A 20,584-nucleotide genomic window follows, 5' to 3' on the forward strand; every position below is an offset into this window, starting at 1 on the left:
TTCGGCGGATCAAAACCGCGAGGTTTGCGCGACTGTGAATGCTCACGTGACAATACCGGATAATTGTCCGGCTCTCGTGCTGAACGCCGACTTCCGTCCGCTCAGCTACTATCCTCTGTCGCTCTGGAGCTGGCAGGATACGGTGAAGGCGGTCTTTCTCGACCGCGTGAACATCGTCTCCGAATACGAGCGCTATGTCCGAAGCCCGTCATTCGAGCTGAAGCTGCCGAGCGTCGTATCGCTGAAGACATATGTGAAGCCCGCGCTCTACCCGGCATTCACGAGGTTCAACGTCTTCCTGCGCGACCGCTTCAGCTGCCAGTATTGCGGCGACAAGAACGATCTGACGTTCGATCACCTGATCCCGCGCTCGCGCGGCGGACAGACGCGATGGGACAACGTCGTCACCGCCTGCGCGCCTTGCAATTTGAGGAAGGGTGGCTTGATGCCGAGGGCCGCGGGCATGTTCCCTGCCCACGAACCCTATCGGCCGACCGTATTCGAGCTGCACCGCAACGGCCGGCTATTCCCGCCAAACTATCTGCACGAAAGCTGGCTCGACTATCTCTACTGGGATACCGAACTCGAACCGTAGAGCAATTCCAGCAAAAGTGTGCAACGGTTTTGCGTCCGGAATTGCGTCAAAACAAAAGGCGAGAGCGTTTTCGCGTTCAAAGAAAAGCGGAAACGCTCCAGTGCCTCAAGCGGCGCGCTTGATTGGATGCGCGCAAATCTCTGCGGCAACGATATCGACGACGCGCTCCCAATTCGCGCCCGCTTCGGCGTTGAGCCCGAACGCGAGCAGGGCATCGGCCGGCGTTCCTCCATCCCGGAAAATTCGCGCGCATTGCTCGCGGCTGACAGCCACGGCTTGATGCCACTGAATGGGGCTGAGATAATCTGGAACCGACTGGGTCATCTGGGCGAACTCCGCAAATTAAATGATTCTTCGTGGAACGATTCCCGAAGCTTGGCTGTTCCAGACGATGGCGGCAGACACACAGAGCGCCTTGACATCACTACGCGAGACCTTGTCACATGATGTCTCGATGGAGGGCTAACTCGATCACGCTCCGTGCGTCTGCCAGCTCGTTGGAAAGCCGGCTGCTTTCCGAAATCCTTTTGTCCAACGCCTTACAATTCGACACGCACGCGAACGCAACGGTCAACGCTACTGGGGCTATCGCAACTTCGCGACGGCGGCTGAAAGAGCGGCGCTCCGCACAACGGTCAGCGCAACATCTCCAATCGGACGCCAAGCCCAATCTTCTGACTTCACACCGCCCCACGAATCGGCTTCCCGATCGTCGTGGAGAGTGCGGGCGAACCGCCGGGACATACGCGTCGACAAATTTGTCGAGGCGGCTCGCCTGAGATTTGTGAACGCACCGGACAGAACCTCTTTCGGGGTCTGGCCGCACTCGGACTCAACGCTACGCAACGAACGCTTACGAAACGCAACAACGCCACTCTTACTCAAAGACGGGGCGGAAACGGCATCCGTCGAACCGGTGGTATCTGCTCCGAGCTCTGCACTCGAAGAACGCAACGCATACGCCACTGGGAAGGCTCCCTACGCTTGAACGATTTCCACACATTCCGATAACGCTCGTGTCCCGCGAACGAAGCAAGAATAGCCGTCACATTCGGGCAACGGGAAGGCGCTATTCTGTCTCTGAGATGAAATTCGAAGTCGGCAGCGCTTGACAGTATCGATCAAGCAACAAAATCAACGTTTTTTCGCGAAACGACAATTGTGGACAAGCTCAGAAATTTTGAGCTGCGGTCTCCGGCCTCTGCTCGCGTCCAGCCAAAGCAGCGGCGAAAGCGATCATCATCAGGAAAAACGACGCCACCGCATTCCACCCGGCAAATGAAATGCCGAGGAAGCGCATCGCCGCCTCATCGCACTTGATGACGTGGATGTTCTGAAGGTCATTCAAGAGATTGCCGGCCGTCGTCGTCAGCGCTTGACCGCCGCCGCACGTCGCCGGACCCGGCCAGAACTTCCACTCAGCCCCGGCGTGATAGATGCCGAGTACCGTGTTCGCCAGAAACGCCAGCCCGACGATGAAAAAGATTGCCGCAGCAGGGCCGCGCTGACCGCCGGACGTCAGCACCAGGGCGATGAACAGCAACGGGATCGCCGCATAGTAGGCATACCGTTCCCAAAGACAGAGCATGCACGGCACGTAGCCGCCGATGTATTGAAACCCGAGCGCAGTCGCGATCGTCAGGACCGACAGGAACAGCGCCAGTGCCCCGAGCTGGTAATCCGTCCCGCGCTGAACGCCCTCGCCAAATTTCATTATCGGGACCCGAGCTAGAAAATGTACCGTACCGCCACGAACCCGCCGACGAGCAAAACGACAAACGCCGTGGTGACGAGCGCGAGCCGGCCTTCGATGAAAGACCGAATAGGCTCGCCGAAGAAATATAAGAGACCGGCGACCAGATAGAAGCGCATCGCGCGCGCCACGATGCTGGCGCCGATGAACGCCAGAACATCCATCTTGCCGACGCCCGCCGCGATGGTCACGACCTTATAGGGGATTGGCGTCATGCCTTTGATGATGACGGCGGCGACCCCGTACTGCTGAACGAAGGTCTCGAAGCCATCGAGCGCATGTTCGCGTCCATAGAATTTCAGAATGGGCGCGCCGACGGCATCGTAGAGGTAATATCCGATTGCGTAGCCGAGCAATCCTCCGAGGACAGACGAGATCGTCGCGATGGTTGCATACCACCACGCCTTCCGCGGCTGGCTCAGCACCATCGGTATCAGCATGATGTCGGGAGGAATGGGGAAGAACGAGCTCTCCGCGAACGAAACCGCGGCAAGCGCCTGCGGGGCCCTTTCACTGGCCGCCGTTCGCATCGTCCAATCGTATATTCCCCGAAGCATCTGCGCTGATTATACGGCGGTACGGAGGTTGTCCATGCGTTCCGCTGGCTGAAAGCTTTTTGAAAGCTTTGCGACGACCGCGTTAAGCACGAGGCGCCCCGCGGGCGTCACGCGAATTCTATTCGGACCGAGCACATTTTTCTCAGGCGCCAATCCCGGCCCAGCGCAGTGCACGATGTCGTTCAGTTCATTTTTCCGCCAGTCTCCCGTCGAGGCTGACGATTGACACGCGGACTGCAGCAATCCGAGGCTTTCGAGTTCCGCGATGGCACCAGCCGAAGGCCGGGCGCCGCCAAGCTCGGCGAGCCGATCGAGATCGATGCCCTCGCTGAGACGCAAGCCCATCAGAAGCATTTCGTCGGCCTGCTCGGCGCGGGCAAGCTTCGTCATTTCCGTGAAGCCGTGACCGGCCTCCTCGACATGGGCGGCCCAGCCTTCCGGATTGCGCTCGGCGACCGTCGCGGTACGGCTATTGCCGATCCGGATGCGGCCATGCGCACCAGGTCCAACGCCCGCGTATTCCCCATAGCGCCAATAGAGAAGATTGTGCCGGCTTTCCGAGCCCGGCCGCGCGTAGTTTGAAACTTCGTATGCCGCGAGGCCACGCTTGCCCGTCAACTCTTCCGTGACCTCATAAAGCACGCTCGCGTCGTGATCATCCGGAATGACGAGCTTGCCTTGCGCATGCAGCGCGGCATAGGGCGTATCGGGCTCGATCGTCAGCTGATAGAGCGAGAGATGATCGCCCGCGAGATCGAGCGCTTCGGCAAGCTCCGCACGCCAACCTTCGACGGTCTGCCCGGGCCGCGCATAGATGAGGTCGAACGAAAACCGTTCGAACGTGCCGCGCGCGATGGCGAGAGCGGCCTTCGCTTCATCGACACTGTGAATTCGGCCGAGTTTGCGAAGCTCGTGATCCCGAAGCGACTGCACGCCGATCGACACGCGATTGACGCCCGCATCGCGAAAGCCGCGAAAACGTCCCGCTTCGACGCTTCCGGGGTTGGCTTCGAGCGTGATCTCGGCCTCCCGCCCGATCCCCCAGCGCTTCTCGATGTGCTCGATGATCGCCGCCACGGTGTCGGCTTGCATCAGCGACGGGGTTCCCCCGCCGAAGAAGATGCTCGTGACCGTGCGCTTGCCCGTCTGCTCGGCGACCCAATCGATCTCGCGCTTATACGCCGCGAGAAACCGCGCCTCGTCCCAGCCCTTGAAACGCACATGGCTGTTGAAGTCGCAATACGGGCATTTCTGCGCGCAGAACGGCCAGTGGACATAAACGCCGAATGTCTGACCCACATCAGTCATGACTGCTCGCGGCCAACATGGCCTTGGACAACTGCCGCCACGCAGGTTCCTCGCTCGCCGGCATCGCGCTGAGCGCGCGCGCCAAAGCGTCGAGATAGGCCTCAAGCGTCGCGTTCTTCCATTCCTGCTGATGCGCAGCAAGATCGTCCTTCAAACGCTCGATAAAGGCCGCCGCCTCGACGCGTGTCGAAAGACTGGCGGCAGCCGCCGAAAATGCGGCGATGTCCCGCTTATCGGGTTCCACGTTCGCCGCACCAGGCGATATTTCGTCCAGCATCGCCGCTTTGAACGCTGCGAAGGCGCGCGTCCGGTGCGAAATGGCGTACTTCTCTTCCGGCTCCATCTCGCCGAACGTCCGCGTATCGCCCTTGGGCACGAATATCGGATCATAGCCGAAGCCGTTGCCGCCACGCGGCGGCCAGACGAGGTTGCCGAACACCTTGCCCTCGAACGTCCTGACCTCGCCATTGGGCCACGCAAGACAGAGGACCGAAATGAAATTGGCTCCCGGACCGTCGCCATTCCCGCTCCAGCCATCCCGGCGCGCAATCTCGTCCGCAACCTTCTTCATCGCCAAGCCGAAGTCTTTCCCGGGACCGGCCCAGCGCGCCGAATAGATGCCCGGTTGACCTTCGAGACAATCGACCTCGAGACCTGAATCGTCAGCAAGCGCGGGCAGCCCCGACCCTTCGGCCGCGGCAAGGGCCTTGAGCCGCGCATTGCCTTCGAACGTCGTCTCGGTTTCGTCCGGCTCCGCGAGGCCAAGCTCACCCGCCGATACGGCATCGAGACCGTACGGCTGAATGAGCTGATTGATTTCCCAGACCTTGCCCGGATTGTGACTGGCGACGACGATGCGTGTTCCTTTCGAAAGCCGCATCACGCCACACCCCAGATACGCGGCTCGGCGATCTCGAGGCAGTTGCCTGCGGGGTCGCGGAAGTAGATGGAACGTCCGCCGCGCGGCCATTCGAAGTCTGCCTCGATCGTCACGCCGAGGCTTTCGAGCTTCGTCCGCCAGAGTGCGATGTCTTCGCCGGACGCGCCGAAGCAGATGTGCCCTTCACCCTCCGCCCCATGAGGCGGCACCCTCATCGAATTCTCCGCGGCAGAAAATTGCGTCACGTCAGGATTGAAAATCAGCAGCATCTGGTCTCCGAAGCGATAGAATATGTGGCGGCCCGGATCGGTCGCGAACGGCTCCAGCCCGAGGGCACGGCGGTAGAAATCCTCGATCCGCGCAAGGTCGGGGGCGTAAAGAACCGTTTCAAGGATTCTGAGAGGTTGAGGACGAGAATTCAGATCGACGCCCATAGGTATAATCCAAGGCTGAGCGCTCCGAGCGCGCTTCGAACGCCGTGCAGCATCCCCCATCGCTCGACGAGCGCCCGCGTTTTCGGCCCGGCGTGCTCAAGCGGGGTTGCTTCAAGCTCTTTGTTGACCGGCATGATTACAAAAAGCGTAAACGGCCAGTTCGCAATGAGAGCCAACGCGCCCGCAAACCAGATCCATCTTCCGGTGACCATCGCCTCGAGCGTGCCGAGGATGAACCCGATGACCGCGAGGGAGGCCTGCATCTGGAAACCGCGCGCGTAGCTCGGCTTCCATTCCTCAAGCATAGCATGATCATCAAGGCCGAGCCGGGCCGGCTGCTCCGCCCAGTTGATGTAGATGGCCGCGCCCGTGAAGAGCGCGGCGACGACAAGGGCGAACTCTCCAAACATGCCCTGCCACCTTATTGTAACGGACGCTAGGCGACCGTCAGCTTCTGCAGCTGCACCAATTCCCCGATGCCCTTCTTCGCGAGATGCATGAGTTCGGTGAAACGCTCCTCGCTGAAGGGCGTCGTCTCGGCCGTTCCCTGGATTTCGACGATGCCGCCCGTGCCGGTCATCACGAAATTGGAATCGGCATCCGCGTTGCTGTCTTCGGCGTAGTCGAGGTCGAGCACCGGCTCGCCCTTGTAAAGCCCGCAGGAAACCGCCGCCACGTGGTCACGCAAGACGTTCTCCTTCACCATGTCACGCATCTTCATCCATTGGATGCAATCGTGAAGAGCAACCCAGGCGCCCGTGATCGATGCCGTGCGCGTCCCGCCATCGGCCTGGATGACGTCGCAGTCGACCGTGATCTGGCGTTCGCCAAGCTTGTTGAGATCGACGACGGCTCTAAGCGCGCGGCCGACAAGCCGCTGAATTTCCTGTGTTCGGCCCGAAGGATGGCCGCTTGTCACCTCGCGCCGCGTGCGCTCGTGCGTCGACCGCGGCAACATCGCATATTCGGCGGTAACCCAGCCGCGGCCTTGGCCCTTGAGCCACTGCGGCAGACGCTCTTCCAAGCTGGCCGTGCATAGAACGTGGGTGTCGCCGAACTTGATGAGGCAAGAGCCCTCGGCGTGTTTTGAAACGGCGCGCTCGATCGACACCCGGCGCAGCTCGTCCGGCTTGCGTTTAGAAGGTCGCATGTTTTCCCTGAATTGTTAACGTTGCGGCCGCGACCCTAAAGAAGGCCCCGGGGTCCAGCAACCGGAAACAGGGCTAACTTTACCTCTTGGCCCGCGAGGCATTTGACGCCGGGCCCCGCGGTTCATAGATTCGAAAAGCGTGAGAATTGAGGACCCTATGGCGAGTGCGACGCTGCTCAGCGGCAAAACCCAGCTCCAGAAGCTGGACGAGCGTTCACGGACAATTCTTCGAAGAATCGTCGAAAGTTACCTTGCGACGGGCGAGCCGGTCGGCTCGCGCAACCTGTCCCGCGCCCTGCCGATCGCCCTGTCGCCGGCCTCGATCCGCAACGTCATGTCCGATTTGGAGCAGCTCGGCCTCATCATCTCCCCCCACACATCCGCCGGACGCCTGCCGACGCAGCTCGGTCTGCGGCTCTTCGTCGACGGCCTGCTCGAAGTCGGCGACGTATCGATGGACGAGCGCCGCCAGATCGAGACGCAGATCGCCTACCGCCGCGACAAATCCGTCGATCAGCTTTTGACCGAAGCCGGCGAACTCATCTCAGGTCTCTCCCACTGTGCGGGCGTCGTGCTTGCCGAAAAGCAGGTCGCGCGGCTGCGGCACATCGAATTCGTACCTTTGGAACCGGGGCGCGGACTGGTGATCCTCGTCGACGAGGATCAGAACGTCGAAAACCGCATCATCAATTTGCCGGAAGGCCTGCCGCCCTCGGCGCTGCAGGAAGCGTCGAATTACCTCAACACCCATCTCCGCGGCATGACGCTAGCGGAAGCCAAGGCCGAAATCGAAAAGTCGTTGAGCGCGGCCAAGGCCGAGCTCGATCAGCTGACCCAGAAAGTCATCAAGGCGGGCCTCGCCGAATGGTCAGGCGTCTCCGATGACCGCAAGAGCCTCATCGTGCGCGGCCAGAGCAATCTTCTGAAGGATGTTACGGCAGCCGAAGATCTCGAGCGCATCCGCCAGCTCTTCGACGCATTCGAATCGAAGCAGGACATTGTGGAGCTGCTCGGCGCATCCGAAACGGCCGAAGGCGTGCGCATTTTTATCGGCTCGGAGAACAAATTGTTCTCCCTTTCGGGCTCATCTCTGATCGTCGCGCCGTTTCGGGACCAAACGCGCCATGTCGTCGGCGTCCTTGGCGTAATCGGCCCGACGCGGCTCAACTATGCACGTATTATTCCGATGGTGGATTATACGGCGAAGCTCGTAAGCCGCCTCATCGGCTGAGATTTCAGGGCAGCTAGTCGCGCCACCGGGCGTTGTGCTTTTTGAACCGCCTTGATTTTTCCCCTGCCGCGGCCGATATCGCGGGACCTTCGGCATTCACCATTAGCAATTTCAGCGAAGAGAAAAATGAGCGACGAACAGAAGCCGGTCGACGAACAGGTTCAAGCGCCCACCTCGGCAGCCTCGCCGAATGACGTCGGCGTCGAACAGCTCAAGGCCATGATCGGCGCCCTTCAGAACGATCTCGATAAGAGATTGGAAGATCTGTCTGGCAAGCAGGACCAATACCTGCGCGCCGTCGCCGAGACCGAAAACGTCCGGCGTCGCCTCGAAAAGGAAAAGGAAGAGACGGCCAAGTACGCGATCGCGAAGTTCGCGAAAGACATCCTGTCCGTCGGTGACAATTTCCAGCGCGTTATAGCCGCAGTTCCCAAAGACGCCGTCGAGACCGATCCGGCGCTGAAGACCTTGCTCGACGGTGTCGTTCTTGCCGAACGCGACTATAAGTCCGTCCTCGAACGCTATGGCGTTCGCGCCATCGATCCGACCGGCCAGCCCTTCAACCCCCACCACCATCAGGCGGTGATGGAGAAGGAAGATACGAGCGTACCCTCCGGCACGGTGCTGCAGGTGTATCAGGTCGGCTATCTGCTCGATGATCGCTGCCTGCGTCCCGCCATGGCGGTCGTGTCGCGCGGCGGCCCGAAAGCGGGAAAAAACGGAGATGCAGCCGCGCCGGAAGGCCGAGAGGCAACCCCGCCATCCGATGCGTCCGATGCGTAAACAGTGGAAGTTTTGCTTCCTCCGGTTTGGAGACAAACCTTAGGAATTTTAAAATACGAGCTTCGCATAAGAGGGGGGCTCGTATTGGCCGATCGCTTTCGATACCCGTCGAAGGCCCTGAAAATAGATGAGTTTTACAAGACGAGTGCCGACCGCTGCCGTGTAATCGAAGAGGCTAGAAAGTGATCTGTCGCGGGTGGAAGAAGCGTTGCACCCCCAAAACAGGCCCCTATATAACCCTCGGTTACACTATTGAAATCCTGGGGACCGGTGCCTCTAACCTCTCGTTGGGGCGCACGTCGGATGCCAAACAGGGTCCACCCGGTCTGCCGCAACTGAGAAGGATTGACACGAATGGCTAAAGTAATCGGTATCGACCTCGGCACGACCAACTCGTGCGTCGCCGTCATGGAAGGCGGCAAGCCGAAGGTCCTTGAGAACTCCGAAGGCGCAAACACCACGCCTTCCATTGTTGCATTTACAGCCGATGACGAACGCCTCGTCGGCCTGCCCGCCAAGCGCCAGGCAGTGACCAACCCGACGAACACCTTTTTCGCAATCAAGCGCCTTATCGGCCGCCGCTTCGACGACCCCGAAGTCCAGAAGGACCTGAAGCTCGTTCCCTTTCACATTGTGAAGGGTCCGAACGGCGACGCCTGGGTCGAGAGCCACGGCAAGCAATATTCGCCACAGCAGATCTCCGCTTTCATCCTGCAGAAGATGAAGGAAACCGCCGAAGCCAAGCTCGGCGAGAAGGTCACGCAGGCGGTGATCACCGTTCCGGCCTACTTCAACGACGCCCAGCGCCAGGCAACCAAAGACGCCGGCCGCATCGCGGGCCTTGAAGTTCTCCGCATCATCAACGAGCCGACGGCAGCCGCGCTCGCCTACGGCCTCGATAAGAAGAAGGAAGCCAAGACGATCGCGGTCTATGACCTCGGCGGCGGCACCTTCGACGTCTCCATTCTCGAAATCGGCGACGGCGTCTTCGAAGTGAAGTCGACGAACGGCGACACGCACCTCGGCGGCGAAGACTTCGACATGCTGCTCGTGTCCTACCTTGCCGACGAGTTCAAGAAGGAGCAGGGCATCGACCTGCGCGCCGACAAGCTCGCCCTTCAGCGCCTGAAGGAAGCCGCTGAAAAAGCCAAGATCGAGCTGTCCAGTGCCCCGCAGACCGAAATCAATCTTCCCTTCATCACGGCCGACGCCTCGGGTCCGAAGCATCTGACGATCAAGCTGACGCGCGCCAAGCTCGAAAGCCTCGTCGACGGTCTCATCAACCGCACCAAGGCCCCTTGCGAAAAGGCGCTGAAGGACGCTGGCCTCAAAGCGGCCGAGATCGACGAAGTCGTTCTCGTCGGCGGCATGACGCGTATGCCGAAGGTCCAGGAAGTCGTGAAGCAGCTCTTCGGCAAGGAACCCCATAAGGGCGTTAACCCGGACGAAGTCGTGGCCATCGGCGCTGCGATCCAGGGCGGCGTTCTGCAGGGCGAGGTCAAGGACGTTCTGTTGCTCGACGTCACGCCGCTGTCGCTCGGCATCGAAACCTTGGGCGGCGTCTTCACCCGTCTGATCGATCGCAACACGACGATCCCGACCAAGAAGAGCCAGACCTTCTCGACGGCCGAAGACAGCCAGGGCGCTGTGACCATTCGCGTGTTCCAGGGCGAACGCGAGATGGCGGCCGACAACAAGCTGCTCGGTCAGTTCGATCTTGTCGGCATCCCGCCGGCACCCCGTGGCGTGCCGCAGATCGAAGTCACCTTCGATATTGACGCCAACGGCATCGTTCATGTGTCCGCGAAGGACAAGGCGACCGGCAAGGAACAGTCGATCCGCATCCAGGCCTCTGGCGGCCTGTCCGATGCCGATATCGACAAGATGGTCAAGGACGCCGAGGCGCACGCTGCCGAAGACAAGCAGCGCCGCGAGCTCGTCGAACTTCGCAACCAGACGGAAGCGCTCATCCACGGCACCGAGAAGTCCTTGGCTGAGAATTCATCGATCCCGGCCGTCGCCGCAATCAAGGGCGACGTCGAATCGGCAATCGCAGCCGCCAAGACGGCGATTGGCGGTGAAGACGCCGAGGCGATCCGCACGGCATCGACCAACCTCACCCAGGTCGCGATGAAGATCGGCGAAGCCGTCTACACCGCGAAGGGCGGTGCGGAAGGCGTTGGCGGCGGAGAACCGTCGGCCGAGAAGAAGTCGGAGAGCGGCGACGACGTCGTCGATGCCGATTTTGAGGAAGTCAAGGACGACAAGAAGAGATCGGCCTAAGAGGCGGGCCCAAAATCGCCCTCGGACCACCTGGCCGCCCCAGAAAATGGAGCGCCGGGCTGGCCTGAGGGCGAAAAATTGAGATAAAACGCTCGTCATCGTTGCGACCATTCGCCGACCAGCAACCATTCACCCAACGGGTCATAGAACAGCGCATCATGGCTAAGCGCGATTATTATGAGATCCTCGGCGTCAAGCGGAGCGCCACCGATATTGAGATCAAATCCTCCTATCGAACCCTCGCCAAGGAATGCCATCCCGACCGTAATGCGGGAGACAAAGAGGCGGAGCGCCGGTTCAAGGAGGTTAACGAGGCCTACGAGGCTCTGAAAGATCCGCAAAAGCGCGCCGCTTACGATCAGTTCGGCCACGCCGCGTTCGAAGGCGGCATGGGTGGGCGCGGCGGGCCGGGCTTTGGCCCCGACTTCGCGTCCTCGATGTCGGACATCTTCGACGATCTGTTCGGCGAATTCATGGGCGGACGGCGAGGCCCGGGTGGCGGACGCTCACGAACCGGCCGCGAAGCGGGCGCCGATCTTCGCTACAATCTCGAAATCACGCTCGCCGAAGCCTACGCCGGCAAGACCGCGCAGATCCGCGTGCCGGCGAGCGTCAAGTGCGAAACCTGCTCGGGCTCGGGCGCCAAGCCCGGAACGAAGGCGAAAACCTGCACGACCTGCGGCGGCGTCGGTAAAGTCCGCGCCAGCCAGGGCTTCTTCACCATCGAACGCACCTGCCCCCACTGCCAGGGCCGCGGCGAGATGATCGACGACCCGTGCACCGACTGCTCGGGCTCCGGCCGCGTCCAGAAAGAGCGCACGCTGTCGGTGAACATTCCGGCGGGCGTCGAAGACGGCACCCGTATCCGGCTAGCTGGCGAGGGTGAAGCAGGCCTCCGAGGCGGCGCGCCGGGCGACCTTTACATCTTCCTGTCCATCAAGCCGCACGAGTTCTTCCAGCGCGATGGCGCCGACGTTTTCTGCAAAGTGCCGATATCCATGACGACCGCCGCCCTTGGCGGCCAGATCGATGTGCCGACGCTCGAAGGCACGACCACGCGCGTCAAGATCCCGGAAGGCACCGAGAGCCGCAAGCAGTTCCGTTTGCGCGGCAAGGGCATGCCCGTGCTCCGCGCCAAAGTCTCCGGCGACATGTACATCGAGGTCGAGGTCGAGACGCCGAAGAACCTGACGCGCAAACAGCGCGAGCTGCTGGAAGAGTTTGAGCGCGCGAGCCACAAAGAGACGAGCCCGGAAAGCGCCGGTTTCTTCTCGCGGGTAAAGGAATTTTTCGAAGGCAAGAGCGGCTGAAGCCGGTACCCCCGGGCAACCCTCTAAATCTTGCTAACGGCCGAAAAGCCGCTAGGGTCCGCTTCACAAAACGCCTCTTAGCCCCTCATCCGCCCCTTCGGGGCACCTTCTCCCCTAGGGAGAAGGAACCCACTTCTCCTCTCCCGGAACGGGAGAGGATGCCCGTCGAGCCTTCGCGAGATGGGCAGGTGAGGGACTTGAACGCCTAAGACTGGACTTTCAGACCCGATGACCGACGCCTCCGCGCCCCATCCACGCCTCCTTTTCTTCGCGGGCAGTGCCCGTCTGAACTCGTTCAACAAGCGCTTGGCGAAACTCGGCGCCATGATCGCCGAAGCCAACAGCATTCCCTCGACGTTCGTCGACCTCGCCGACTATCCGATGCCGATCTATCATGGCGACCTCGAAGCGGAAGAGGGGCCACCCGACAATGCCCGCAAGCTGAAAAATTTGATGAGGGCCCATACCGGTATCTTCATCGTCAGCCCCGAGTACAACGCCTCGTTCTCGCCGCTGCTCAAGAACACCATCGACTGGATCAGCCACATCCGCGACGATGGCGAAGCGCCGCTCGAAGTCTTCAAGACGCGCGTCTTTGCGCTGGCGTCGGCTTCGGGAGGCGGTCTCGGCGGCCTCCGTGGTCTGATGCAGCTGCGCGCCGTTCTCGAACTCGGAACTGGGGCCCTGGTGCTTCCCGAGCAGTTCGCCCTGCCCCGCATGCGCGACGCCTTCGACGAAAATGGCCACTTGCACAACAAGGATCAGAACGAGCAGCTGAAGGCCGTCATCCAGAAGCTCGCACGCGCCGCCCGCGTGCTCCACGGTTGAGCCGAAACATGATCGATCGCGCCACACGAGACAAACTGATCGTCGCTCTCGACCTGCCGTCGTACGACCAGGCGCGCGCCCTGGTCGATCGCCTCGGCGAGACCGTCAGCTTCTACAAGATCGGGCTCGAGCTTCTGTTTTCCGATGGCCTGTCGCTGGCTCAGGAACTGAAGCAAGAAGGCAAGCGCGTCTTTCTCGATCTGAAGTTTCTCGACATCGGCAACACGGTCGAGCATGCCGTCCGGGCGGCCGCAAAACTGGGTGTCGATTTCATCACCGTCCACGGCCACGACACGAAGACGCTGAGAGCCGCCCTGCGCGGACGCGGCGATACAAACTTGAAGCTGCTCGCCGTCACCGTTCTGACGAACCTCGATCAGGCTGACCTCGATGAGCAGGGCATCGCCGCAACGCCGTCCGGGCTTGTCATTGGCCGTGCCCGCATGGCGGAGAACGCGGGCTTCGACGGCGTCATCGCGTCGGGTCAGGAGGCCGCCGCCGTTCGCGCCGAAACCGATCCGCAATTCCTGATCGTGACGCCCGGTATTCGTCTTCCGGGAGCCGAGACCGGCGATCAAACCCGTATCACTACGCCGGAAGACGCGCTGCGCTTCGGCGCCAACCACATCGTCGTCGGCCGGCCGATAAACGCCGCTCCGGATCCCAAGGCCGCCGCCGAGACATTCCTGGCACACATCGCCAAGGGTTGAGCCGGCGTCTCGAAGTCCCGCCCGATTCCCGTGGCCGATCATGGCCTTGCCACAGCATCGCCCATCTCTCACCACGCCGAGCCCACACTTCGTATTTACCGAGCCTTAACCGTCCAGAGGATTAGCTCCGAGGCGGCCCAGGGGTAAGAGCAGGCGGGGTTTCACGAGCGTGATGCGTTGGTTGTGGTGTTTGACCAAGCGGGCCCAACTGCTTGCGGCAATAGTCGTTGTGGCCGGATCGGCCCTGATGCTGAGCCACGCCCGGGCGGACGAAGCCGCCGCCGAAAAGCCCCTCCCGTCCCTCGTCGAAGCCGCCCTCATCATGAAAGAGATCGTGCCCGAGGCGCCGGTCTATATCCGTGTCTTCAAGGAGGAGTCGGAGCTCGAGGTCTGGAAGGCGCGCCCGAACGGCCGCTACGCGCTGGTCAAGACGTTCCCCATCTGCAATTGGGGCGGAACGCTCGGACCCAAACGCACGACCGGCGATCTGATGTCGCCAGAAGGCTTCTACGGTGTCACTCAGGATGCTCTGAAACCCGACAGTAAATATCATCTCGCCTTCAACATCGGCTACCCGAACGCGCTTGACCGAGCGCTCGGCCGCACCGGCGGTTTCATCATGGTGCATGGAGACTGCCGCAGCGTCGGCTGCTTCGCCATGTCCGATAAATACATCGAAGAAATCTACGCATTTGTTCGCGATGCGCTGAGCGCAGGCGAGACCCACGTTCCGGTCCACGTCTTTCCCTTCCGTATGTCGGCCGAGAACATGAAGCGCCACACCGATAACCCGGCGCGGGACACCTGGAAGCCGCTGAAAGAAGCCTACGATGACTTCACGCGAACCCGCGAACCACCGAAGATCGGAATGTGCGGCAAGCGTTACGTCGTCAATTCGTTGACGCCCGTCGGCAACGATCCGAATGCCGCCTGCCCGACGCTGATCGGCAAACGCATCGCCCCCCTTTCGCCGCGCTCCGCCAAGCGTCTCGTTAAGGCCGATCCGAAGCTCCAGGCCAATGGCCCGAAACTGAAATCGGCTGAAGCTGGCACCGGCTGGAATTCGGTCGTCTCTGGCACGATGTTCGCCTGGGGTTCCGACCCCGCCAGCGCGATCCCCCGCAGCAAACCGCACCAGAACAGTGGCGACGCGTCCCTCGGCGCCGTGCAGCCCATCTTGAACCGCTGACGGGCGAGCCCCGCCCCATCACCCCGGTTGCCGAGACGGGGCCGGTCCGGCTATGGCTCCTCACCGGACAATTACGCTCGCGTCAAAGACCCGAGATCAAAAGAAAGAGATTGCAATGCCGAAGGGATACGTCATCGCCCACGCCACCGTCACGAACCCCGAGAAGTGGGCCGAGTACGTGGCGAAGTCGAAGATCGCACTCGACAAGTACGAGGGCAAACCCATCGTACGCGGCGGGCAAAGCCAGGTGATGGAAGGCAACGGCACGACGCGCAACGTCGTGCTCGAGTTTCCGAGCTACGAGCACGCGAAGGGTTACGCGACGTCGCCGGAATACGCCGAAGCCAAAGCACTTCGCCAGGGCGCCGGATCAATCGACATCACGATCGTCGAAGGCGTTTGACCACCTACCGTCATGCCGGTGAAGAACGGCATGACGAAATCGCAAGAGGCGCCATGGCCCACTTCACAACGAGCGATGGACGACCGGCATGGCGCGCACTCGTCCTGACGTTGTTCCCGGAGATGTTTCCGGGACCGCTCGATATATCGCTGCTCGGCCAGGCTCGCGCCGCCAACATCTGGTCGCTTGAAACTCTCCAGATCCGTGACTTCGGGCTTGGCCGCCACCGGCAAGTGGACGACACGCCCGCGGGTGGCGGCGCCGGCATGGTGCTCCGCGCCGATGTGCTTGGTCCCGCGCTCGATCACGCGCAAACACTTTCACCCGACGCTCCGCTCATCTACCTCTCACCCCGCGGCACACCGCTGACGCAGAGCCTGGCGCGTGATCTGTCCGAAGGGCCGGGCGTCACATTGCTCGCGGGCCGCTTCGAAGGCATCGACCAGCGCGTCATCGATGAGAAGAGCCTGAAGGAGGTTTCGATCGGCGATTATGTCCTCGCCGGAGGCGAACTCGCCGCGATGGTTCTGATCGAAGCCTGCGTCAGACTTCTGCCGGGCGTCCTCGGAGCCGCCGAGAGCCTCGCAAGCGAAAGCTTCGAGACCGGACTTCTCGAATACCCGCAGTACACCAAGCCGCGCGACTGGGAAGGCCGCTCGATCCCCGAAATTCTGCTCTCGGGCGATCATAAAAAGGTTGCAGAGTGGAGACGGCGTCAGGCCGAGCAGCTGACCGCCAGCCGCCGTCCGGATCTCTTGCGTCCCACCCGAACCCCAAAGTGACGCTGCAGGGCGCTTCGCCTTTGCATGGCCAGGATTTCTTGCGCAAATACGCTGGGGGAAGATTCGCTGGCAGGCCGCAAGGCCACCGCGACTAGGTCTCTCGGCACGTGCGCGTTGCCAATCGAGAGATGCGATGAAGAGCTTGAAGGATCTTCTGCCGGGTTCGTTGACCGCAGTGCTGATCGGCGGGTTGCTGATGGTATCTCCGGCGCTTGCCGATGACCCGCCCGCGCCAGCCGAAGCTGCGCCCGTTCCGCCGGCCGCCATCGCAGCGCCTGCCGTTCAAGACGACGCTGTCCTGATGGCCGTGCGAACGAAGCTCGCCGCCGAGCCTGCCGCGGACGACGAACGCGACCGCAAGGATCAAACCGCCCTCACCGACTTCTACAAGGACCGTCACGGCGAAGCACTTTGGGTTACGGCATCCGGAGTGAAGCCCGAAGCGAAGACACTCGCCACCGAGATCGAAAACGCCGACGCTTACGGCCTCGACGCAGCGCGCTTCAAACTCCCGAACCTCGTCAATGGTGCCCTGACCGCGACCGACACGGACTCGCTGGCGGCTGCCGAAATGCAATTCTCGAAGGCCGCGCTTCTCTATGCCCGCGACGCGCGCGGCGGTCGCATTCCCGATCCCGCGGAGATGCTGACGACGAACCTCGATCGCCGTCCGCAATGGATCGAACCGAAGGTCGTCATCGAAGCGCTGGCGGCAACGCATGAGCCGGACGCCTACTTGCGTAGCCTTCAGCCGCAGCAGCCGCAGTTTGAGAAGCTGCGCCAGATCTATCTCACGATGCTGCCGAAGGACAGGAAGCCCGGCAAGCTCAGCCCCGCCGCCAAACGCATTCGCGCCAACATGGAGATGTGGCGCTGGATGTGGCCCAACATGGGCGACTTCTACGTGCTGAACAACATCCCGGAGTACATGCAGTACGTTTACAAGGACGGGCAAATCATCCGCTCGGAGAAGATCGTCGTCGGCCTTCTCGACAAGCAGACGACGATATTCTCACGGCCTCTGAAATACGTCGTGCTGCGCCCCGCGTGGCGCGTACCCGAAAGCATCATGGTCAACGAGCTATGGCCGAACCTCATCCGCGGCGGCGGCATGATGCGCCAGTACGGCTTGCAGATCGTGACCAAGAACGGCCAGCGCGCCGTCGACTATCGCAGCATCGATTGGGCGACGAGCGACATCCGCAACTACGACGTCATCCAGCCGCCGGGACCGAAGAGCGTGCTCGGTCACGTCAAGTTCTCGTTCCCAAGCCAGCACACGATCTACATGCACGACACGCCGGACAAATGGATGTTCAAGCCCGCCCAGCGCACGCTGAGCCATGGTTGCCTGCGCGTCTGGAAGCCGATGCAGCTCGCCGAGCTTATCCTCAAGGAAGACAAAGGCTGGGACCCTGAAAAGATCGCCGAGCTTGATCGGTCGGGTCCGCTGAACAACGAGATCCCGATCACGAAGGAAATCCCGATCCACCTCGTCTATTTCACGGCGTGGGTCGGCGAGGACGGCAAGCTGAAAACCTTCGGCGACGTCTACGGCCACGAGAAGCGTGTGACTCAGGCGCTCGACGGCCAATGGCAAAAGATTAACAAAGGCCGCGATCACCTGGCGCCGGTCGAGCCATCGTTCAACCCGTCCGCTGTCGCTGCGCGCGGTCAGAACATCGATGGCGAATACGTCCCCTCGTCCAAGCGCAAAAGCGCGAACGTGGGCGACATAATCGGGAATGCCTTGGGACTTAGCTACTGAGATCCGTCGCGGAACCGCCCGCCGTTTCATCCCGGATCAAAGGGCAGAACGGCGCATAGCCGCGACAGGGGCTTGGGCCCACTCGACAAAACCAGCCTCTTCCGCTATCACCCGCCCAACAACAATTCCCTCAAACGGGTTGCCCTTAAGGGTTGCATGACCGGTTCGGGTCCTGATGGACGCCAAGCCGATCCTCTGCGTCATCAAAAAACGAAATGGAATCAACAAGATGAACATTATCCAGCAGCTCGAGCGCGAGCAGATGGACGCCGTCCTCGCGAAGCGCGGCGTTCCCGAATTTGGTCCCGGCGATACCGTCAAGGTGATGGTCAAGGTTGTCGAGGCCGCCGAAGCCGACCCAAAGGACAAGAAGAAGAAGGCCGCCGTCAAAGAGGCGACAGTCCGCTTCCAGGCTTATGAAGGCGTCGTGATCGCCCGTTCGGGCGCCGGCCTCAACGAGAACTTCACCGTTCGCAAGATTTCCTATGGCGAAGGCGTCGAGCGCGTCTTCCCGGTTTATTCGCCTTACATCGCCGAGATCGAAGTCGTCCGCCGCGGCAAGGTCCGCCGCGCCAAGCTTTACTATCTCCGCGGACGCCGCGGTAAGGCCGCTCGTATTTTCGAACGTACTGACGCACGCGCACGCCGCCTCAACGCCGCCTGGAAGGGCTTCAAGAAGCCGAAGGGCGAGGCCGAGGATCTGACGCAGATCAAGGGCATCGATATCGATCTGCAGAACCGCCTGAAGCAGCTCAACTGCTACAAGGTCGAGCAGATCGCCAACCTGTCGGACGAAGATATCGCCAACCTCGACGAAACCCTCACCTTGAAGGGCGCCATCGAGAAGCAGGACTGGGTTGGACAGGCACAGCGCCTTCTCGCTGAGCTGACCGCTGCCGAGGTTCCGGCTGAAGAAGCCAAGGCCTAAGCCGCACTACGGCTGACAGAGGCTGATGTTTTTCAAGCGTCGGGGAATTTCTCCGGCGCTTTTTTGCGCCTGTGGTGGCACACAGAGACGCAAGGTATTTTGCCGGCGATCGTTTCGCACTAGATTAGAAGCTTCAGCACCGTCCGACGTGGCGTGGAGTAGTATGTCGAACATCGAAGTATCCAAAACGGCCAGTCGCGACGGCAAGATTCCGCTGCACGGTCCCGAGGCGTTCGCCGCCATGCGCAAGGCTGGCCGGCTCGCCGCCGAAGCGCTCGACATGCTCGTTCCGATTGTCCAGCCCGGCGTCACGACGGCGGAAATCGACGAGCTGGTCCTCTCGTTCGCGCTCGACCACGGCGCCATTCCCGCGACGCTCAATTACCGCGGCTATCGCTACGCGACGTGCACGTCGATCAACCACGTCGTCTGCCACGGCATGCCGAACGATAAGCCGTTGAAGCCTGGCGATATCGTCAACATCGACGTCACGCTCATTGTCGATGGCTGGCACGGCGACACGAGCCGAATGTATTCGGTCGGCGATGTCTCGCGCCGCGCCGAGCGCTTGATGTACGTGACCTATGAATCCTTGATGCGCGGCATCGCCGTCGTAAAGCCCGGCAACACCACCGGCGACATCGGCGCCGCTATACAGCGTTATGCCGAAGGCGAGCGCTGCAGCGTCGTCCGCGACTTCTGCGGCCACGGCCTCGGCCGCGTCTTCCACGACCGCCCGAACATCCTGCATTACGGCGAGCCGGGCGAAGGGACCGTGCTTGAACCGGGGATGCTGTTCACGATTGAACCGATGATCAACCTCGGCAAGCCGCACGTGAAAATACTGGCGGACGGCTGGACGGCCGTGACGCGCGACCGCGAGCTTTCCGCGCAGTTCGAGCACACCGTCGGCGTCACCGAAACCGGCTGCGAGATTTTCACCGAAAGCCCGGCCGGATATCATTTTCCGCCAAACGGCGTCCGCGCCGCCGCTTGATGGAGTGAAGGTCGATGTCGCGCTCCGATGGATTTCGGGACAAGACAAGCGCCGCCGAGCAATCGACATTCTTTTCCCTCACCCAGGAAGAGAAACCCAAAGCCAAGGGCGAAGAAAAAAATGCGCCCGACGACAAGGCGGGCCATCGCCGGCGCCTGCGCGACCGCTTTCAGAACGGCGGCGCCGACGCCGTCCCTGATTACGAACTACTCGAAATGATCCTCTTCCGCGCCTTCCCGCGGATCGACACGAAGCCGATCGCGAAACGCTTGCTCGCGAAATTCGGCTCGTTCGCGGACGTCGTCTCGGCTCCCGCCGAACGCCTGAAGGAAGTCGAAGGCATCGGCGATCGCGCCGTCGAAGAATTGAAGCTGATCAAGGCCGCGGCCGAACGGTTGACCAAGGGTCAGATCGTTTCCCGGCCTGCGCTGTCGTCATGGAACGGCGTGCTCGATTATTTGCGCCTGGTGCAAGGCTTCGAAACGCGCGAGCAATTTCGCATCCTGTTTCTCGACAAGAAGAACCAGCTCATCGCGGACGAAGTGCAGGGTCGCGGAACCGTCGATCACACACCCGTCTACGTGCGCGAGATCGTGAAGCGCGCGCTCGAACTCTCCGCAAGCGCCATCATCCTCGTGCACAACCATCCTACTAGACCCACATCGATCACGCTCGATCACGCCCAAGCACATTGA

22 protein-coding genes and 1 pseudogene are annotated in these 20,584 nt (G+C 61.4%); 14 read left to right on the forward strand and 9 right to left on the reverse strand.

Translation table 11 applies throughout. The annotated features are described in order from the left end of the window. Positions 1-34 precede the first annotated feature (34 nt). Positions 35-595: an HNH endonuclease gene (locus AB4Z24_RS03330; RefSeq protein ID WP_441705966.1), complete on the forward strand. Its 561-nt coding sequence runs from the start codon at positions 35-37 to the stop codon at positions 593-595. A gap of 105 nt (positions 596-700) precedes the next feature. Here AB4Z24_RS03330 and AB4Z24_RS03335 read toward each other — a convergent pair whose 3' ends face one another. The 9 genes and pseudogenes from AB4Z24_RS03335 to rph all read right to left on the reverse strand — a co-directional run bounded on the left by AB4Z24_RS03335 (position 701) and on the right by rph (position 6,677). After that, complete coding sequence (locus tag AB4Z24_RS03335; protein WP_441705968.1) at positions 701-919, reverse strand: hypothetical protein; 219 nt, start codon at positions 917-919, stop codon at positions 701-703. Between the two features lie 847 nt (positions 920-1,766). Beyond that, positions 1,767-2,309 carry a disulfide bond formation protein B gene (locus AB4Z24_RS03340; RefSeq protein WP_441705970.1) on the reverse strand — a complete coding sequence of 181 codons (543 nt, stop codon included), beginning with the start codon at positions 2,307-2,309 and terminating at the stop codon, positions 1,767-1,769. A 14-nt stretch (positions 2,310-2,323) separates the two neighbouring features. Continuing rightward, positions 2,324-2,905, reverse strand: coding sequence for a YqaA family protein (locus tag AB4Z24_RS03345; RefSeq protein ID WP_441705972.1), 582 nt, complete (start codon positions 2,903-2,905; stop codon positions 2,324-2,326). 9 nt (positions 2,906-2,914) lie between these two features. After that, positions 2,915-4,213, reverse strand: a complete 1,299-nt coding sequence (gene hemW / locus AB4Z24_RS03350; protein ID WP_441705974.1) for a radical SAM family heme chaperone HemW — start codon at positions 4,211-4,213, stop codon at positions 2,915-2,917. Next, positions 4,206-4,490, reverse strand: coding sequence for a DUF7660 family protein (locus AB4Z24_RS03355; protein ID WP_441706070.1), 285 nt, complete (start codon positions 4,488-4,490; stop codon positions 4,206-4,208). The genes hemW and AB4Z24_RS03355 overlap by 8 nt, the downstream gene beginning before the upstream one ends. After that, positions 4,479-5,093, reverse strand: a pseudogene (rdgB, locus tag AB4Z24_RS03360) (RdgB/HAM1 family non-canonical purine NTP pyrophosphatase); the annotation flags it as partial. The pseudogene rdgB and the gene AB4Z24_RS03355, both read right to left, overlap by 12 nt. Further along, on the reverse strand, positions 5,093-5,527 hold the full coding sequence (locus tag AB4Z24_RS03365; protein ID WP_441705976.1) for a VOC family protein: 435 nt from the start codon (positions 5,525-5,527) through the stop codon (positions 5,093-5,095). The gene AB4Z24_RS03365 and the pseudogene rdgB, both read right to left, overlap by 1 nt. Then, the gene (locus tag AB4Z24_RS03370) at positions 5,512-5,937 is read right to left on the reverse strand and encodes a DUF1772 domain-containing protein (RefSeq protein WP_441705978.1); all 426 of its coding nucleotides are present in this window, start codon (positions 5,935-5,937) and stop codon (positions 5,512-5,514) included. Before AB4Z24_RS03370 ends, AB4Z24_RS03365 begins: the two co-directional genes overlap by 16 nt. Positions 5,938-5,963: 26 nt before the next feature. Continuing rightward, a complete protein-coding gene (rph, locus tag AB4Z24_RS03375) occupies positions 5,964-6,677 on the reverse strand; it encodes a ribonuclease PH (RefSeq protein WP_441705980.1) in 714 nt (237 codons plus the stop codon). Positions 6,678-6,834: 157 nt separating this feature from the next. Here rph and hrcA point away from each other — a divergent pair, with 157 nt between their 5' ends. From hrcA to AB4Z24_RS03440, 13 genes are all read left to right on the forward strand, one after another. Further along, a complete protein-coding gene (gene hrcA / locus AB4Z24_RS03380; protein ID WP_441705982.1) occupies positions 6,835-7,908 on the forward strand; it encodes a heat-inducible transcriptional repressor HrcA in 1,074 nt (357 codons plus the stop codon). A gap of 126 nt (positions 7,909-8,034) precedes the next feature. After that, positions 8,035-8,691, forward strand: a complete 657-nt coding sequence (gene grpE / locus AB4Z24_RS03385) for a nucleotide exchange factor GrpE (RefSeq protein ID WP_441705984.1) — start codon at positions 8,035-8,037, stop codon at positions 8,689-8,691. 354 nt (positions 8,692-9,045) lie between these two features. Next, positions 9,046-10,974 carry a molecular chaperone DnaK gene (dnaK, locus tag AB4Z24_RS03390; protein ID WP_441705986.1) on the forward strand — a complete coding sequence of 643 codons (1,929 nt, stop codon included), beginning with the start codon at positions 9,046-9,048 and terminating at the stop codon, positions 10,972-10,974. A 158-nt stretch (positions 10,975-11,132) separates the two neighbouring features. Further along, entirely contained in the window at positions 11,133-12,284 is a 1,152-nt protein-coding gene (gene dnaJ / locus AB4Z24_RS03395) for a molecular chaperone DnaJ (RefSeq protein ID WP_441705988.1), read from the forward strand. A gap of 228 nt (positions 12,285-12,512) precedes the next feature. After that, the gene (locus tag AB4Z24_RS03400) at positions 12,513-13,112 is read left to right on the forward strand and encodes an NADPH-dependent FMN reductase (RefSeq protein WP_441705990.1); all 600 of its coding nucleotides are present in this window, start codon (positions 12,513-12,515) and stop codon (positions 13,110-13,112) included. Between the two features lie 8 nt (positions 13,113-13,120). Then, on the forward strand, positions 13,121-13,822 hold the full coding sequence (pyrF, locus tag AB4Z24_RS03405) for an orotidine-5'-phosphate decarboxylase (protein ID WP_441705992.1): 702 nt from the start codon (positions 13,121-13,123) through the stop codon (positions 13,820-13,822). 247 nt (positions 13,823-14,069) lie between these two features. Further along, positions 14,070-15,011: a L,D-transpeptidase family protein gene (locus AB4Z24_RS03410; protein ID WP_441705994.1), complete on the forward strand. Its 942-nt coding sequence runs from the start codon at positions 14,070-14,072 to the stop codon at positions 15,009-15,011. Between the two features lie 115 nt (positions 15,012-15,126). Beyond that, positions 15,127-15,414, forward strand: coding sequence for a DUF1330 domain-containing protein (locus AB4Z24_RS03415; RefSeq protein WP_441705996.1), 288 nt, complete (start codon positions 15,127-15,129; stop codon positions 15,412-15,414). A 53-nt stretch (positions 15,415-15,467) separates the two neighbouring features. Beyond that, positions 15,468-16,196: a tRNA (guanosine(37)-N1)-methyltransferase TrmD gene (gene trmD, locus AB4Z24_RS03420; protein ID WP_441705998.1), complete on the forward strand. Its 729-nt coding sequence runs from the start codon at positions 15,468-15,470 to the stop codon at positions 16,194-16,196. A 133-nt stretch (positions 16,197-16,329) separates the two neighbouring features. Then, positions 16,330-17,964: a L,D-transpeptidase family protein gene (locus AB4Z24_RS03425; RefSeq protein ID WP_441705999.1), complete on the forward strand. Its 1,635-nt coding sequence runs from the start codon at positions 16,330-16,332 to the stop codon at positions 17,962-17,964. A 229-nt stretch (positions 17,965-18,193) separates the two neighbouring features. Further along, a complete protein-coding gene (gene rplS / locus AB4Z24_RS03430) occupies positions 18,194-18,892 on the forward strand; it encodes a 50S ribosomal protein L19 (protein WP_441706001.1) in 699 nt (232 codons plus the stop codon). Positions 18,893-19,055: 163 nt separating this feature from the next. Further along, positions 19,056-19,889, forward strand: a complete 834-nt coding sequence (map, locus tag AB4Z24_RS03435) for a type I methionyl aminopeptidase (RefSeq protein ID WP_441706002.1) — start codon at positions 19,056-19,058, stop codon at positions 19,887-19,889. A 14-nt stretch (positions 19,890-19,903) separates the two neighbouring features. Next, complete coding sequence (locus AB4Z24_RS03440) at positions 19,904-20,584, forward strand: JAB domain-containing protein (RefSeq protein WP_441706004.1); 681 nt, start codon at positions 19,904-19,906, stop codon at positions 20,582-20,584.

Origin of the sequence: Hyphomicrobium sp. 2TAF46 (genome assembly GCF_052114865.1) — a bacterium.
GTDB lineage: Bacteria > Pseudomonadota > Alphaproteobacteria > Rhizobiales > Hyphomicrobiaceae > Hyphomicrobium_B.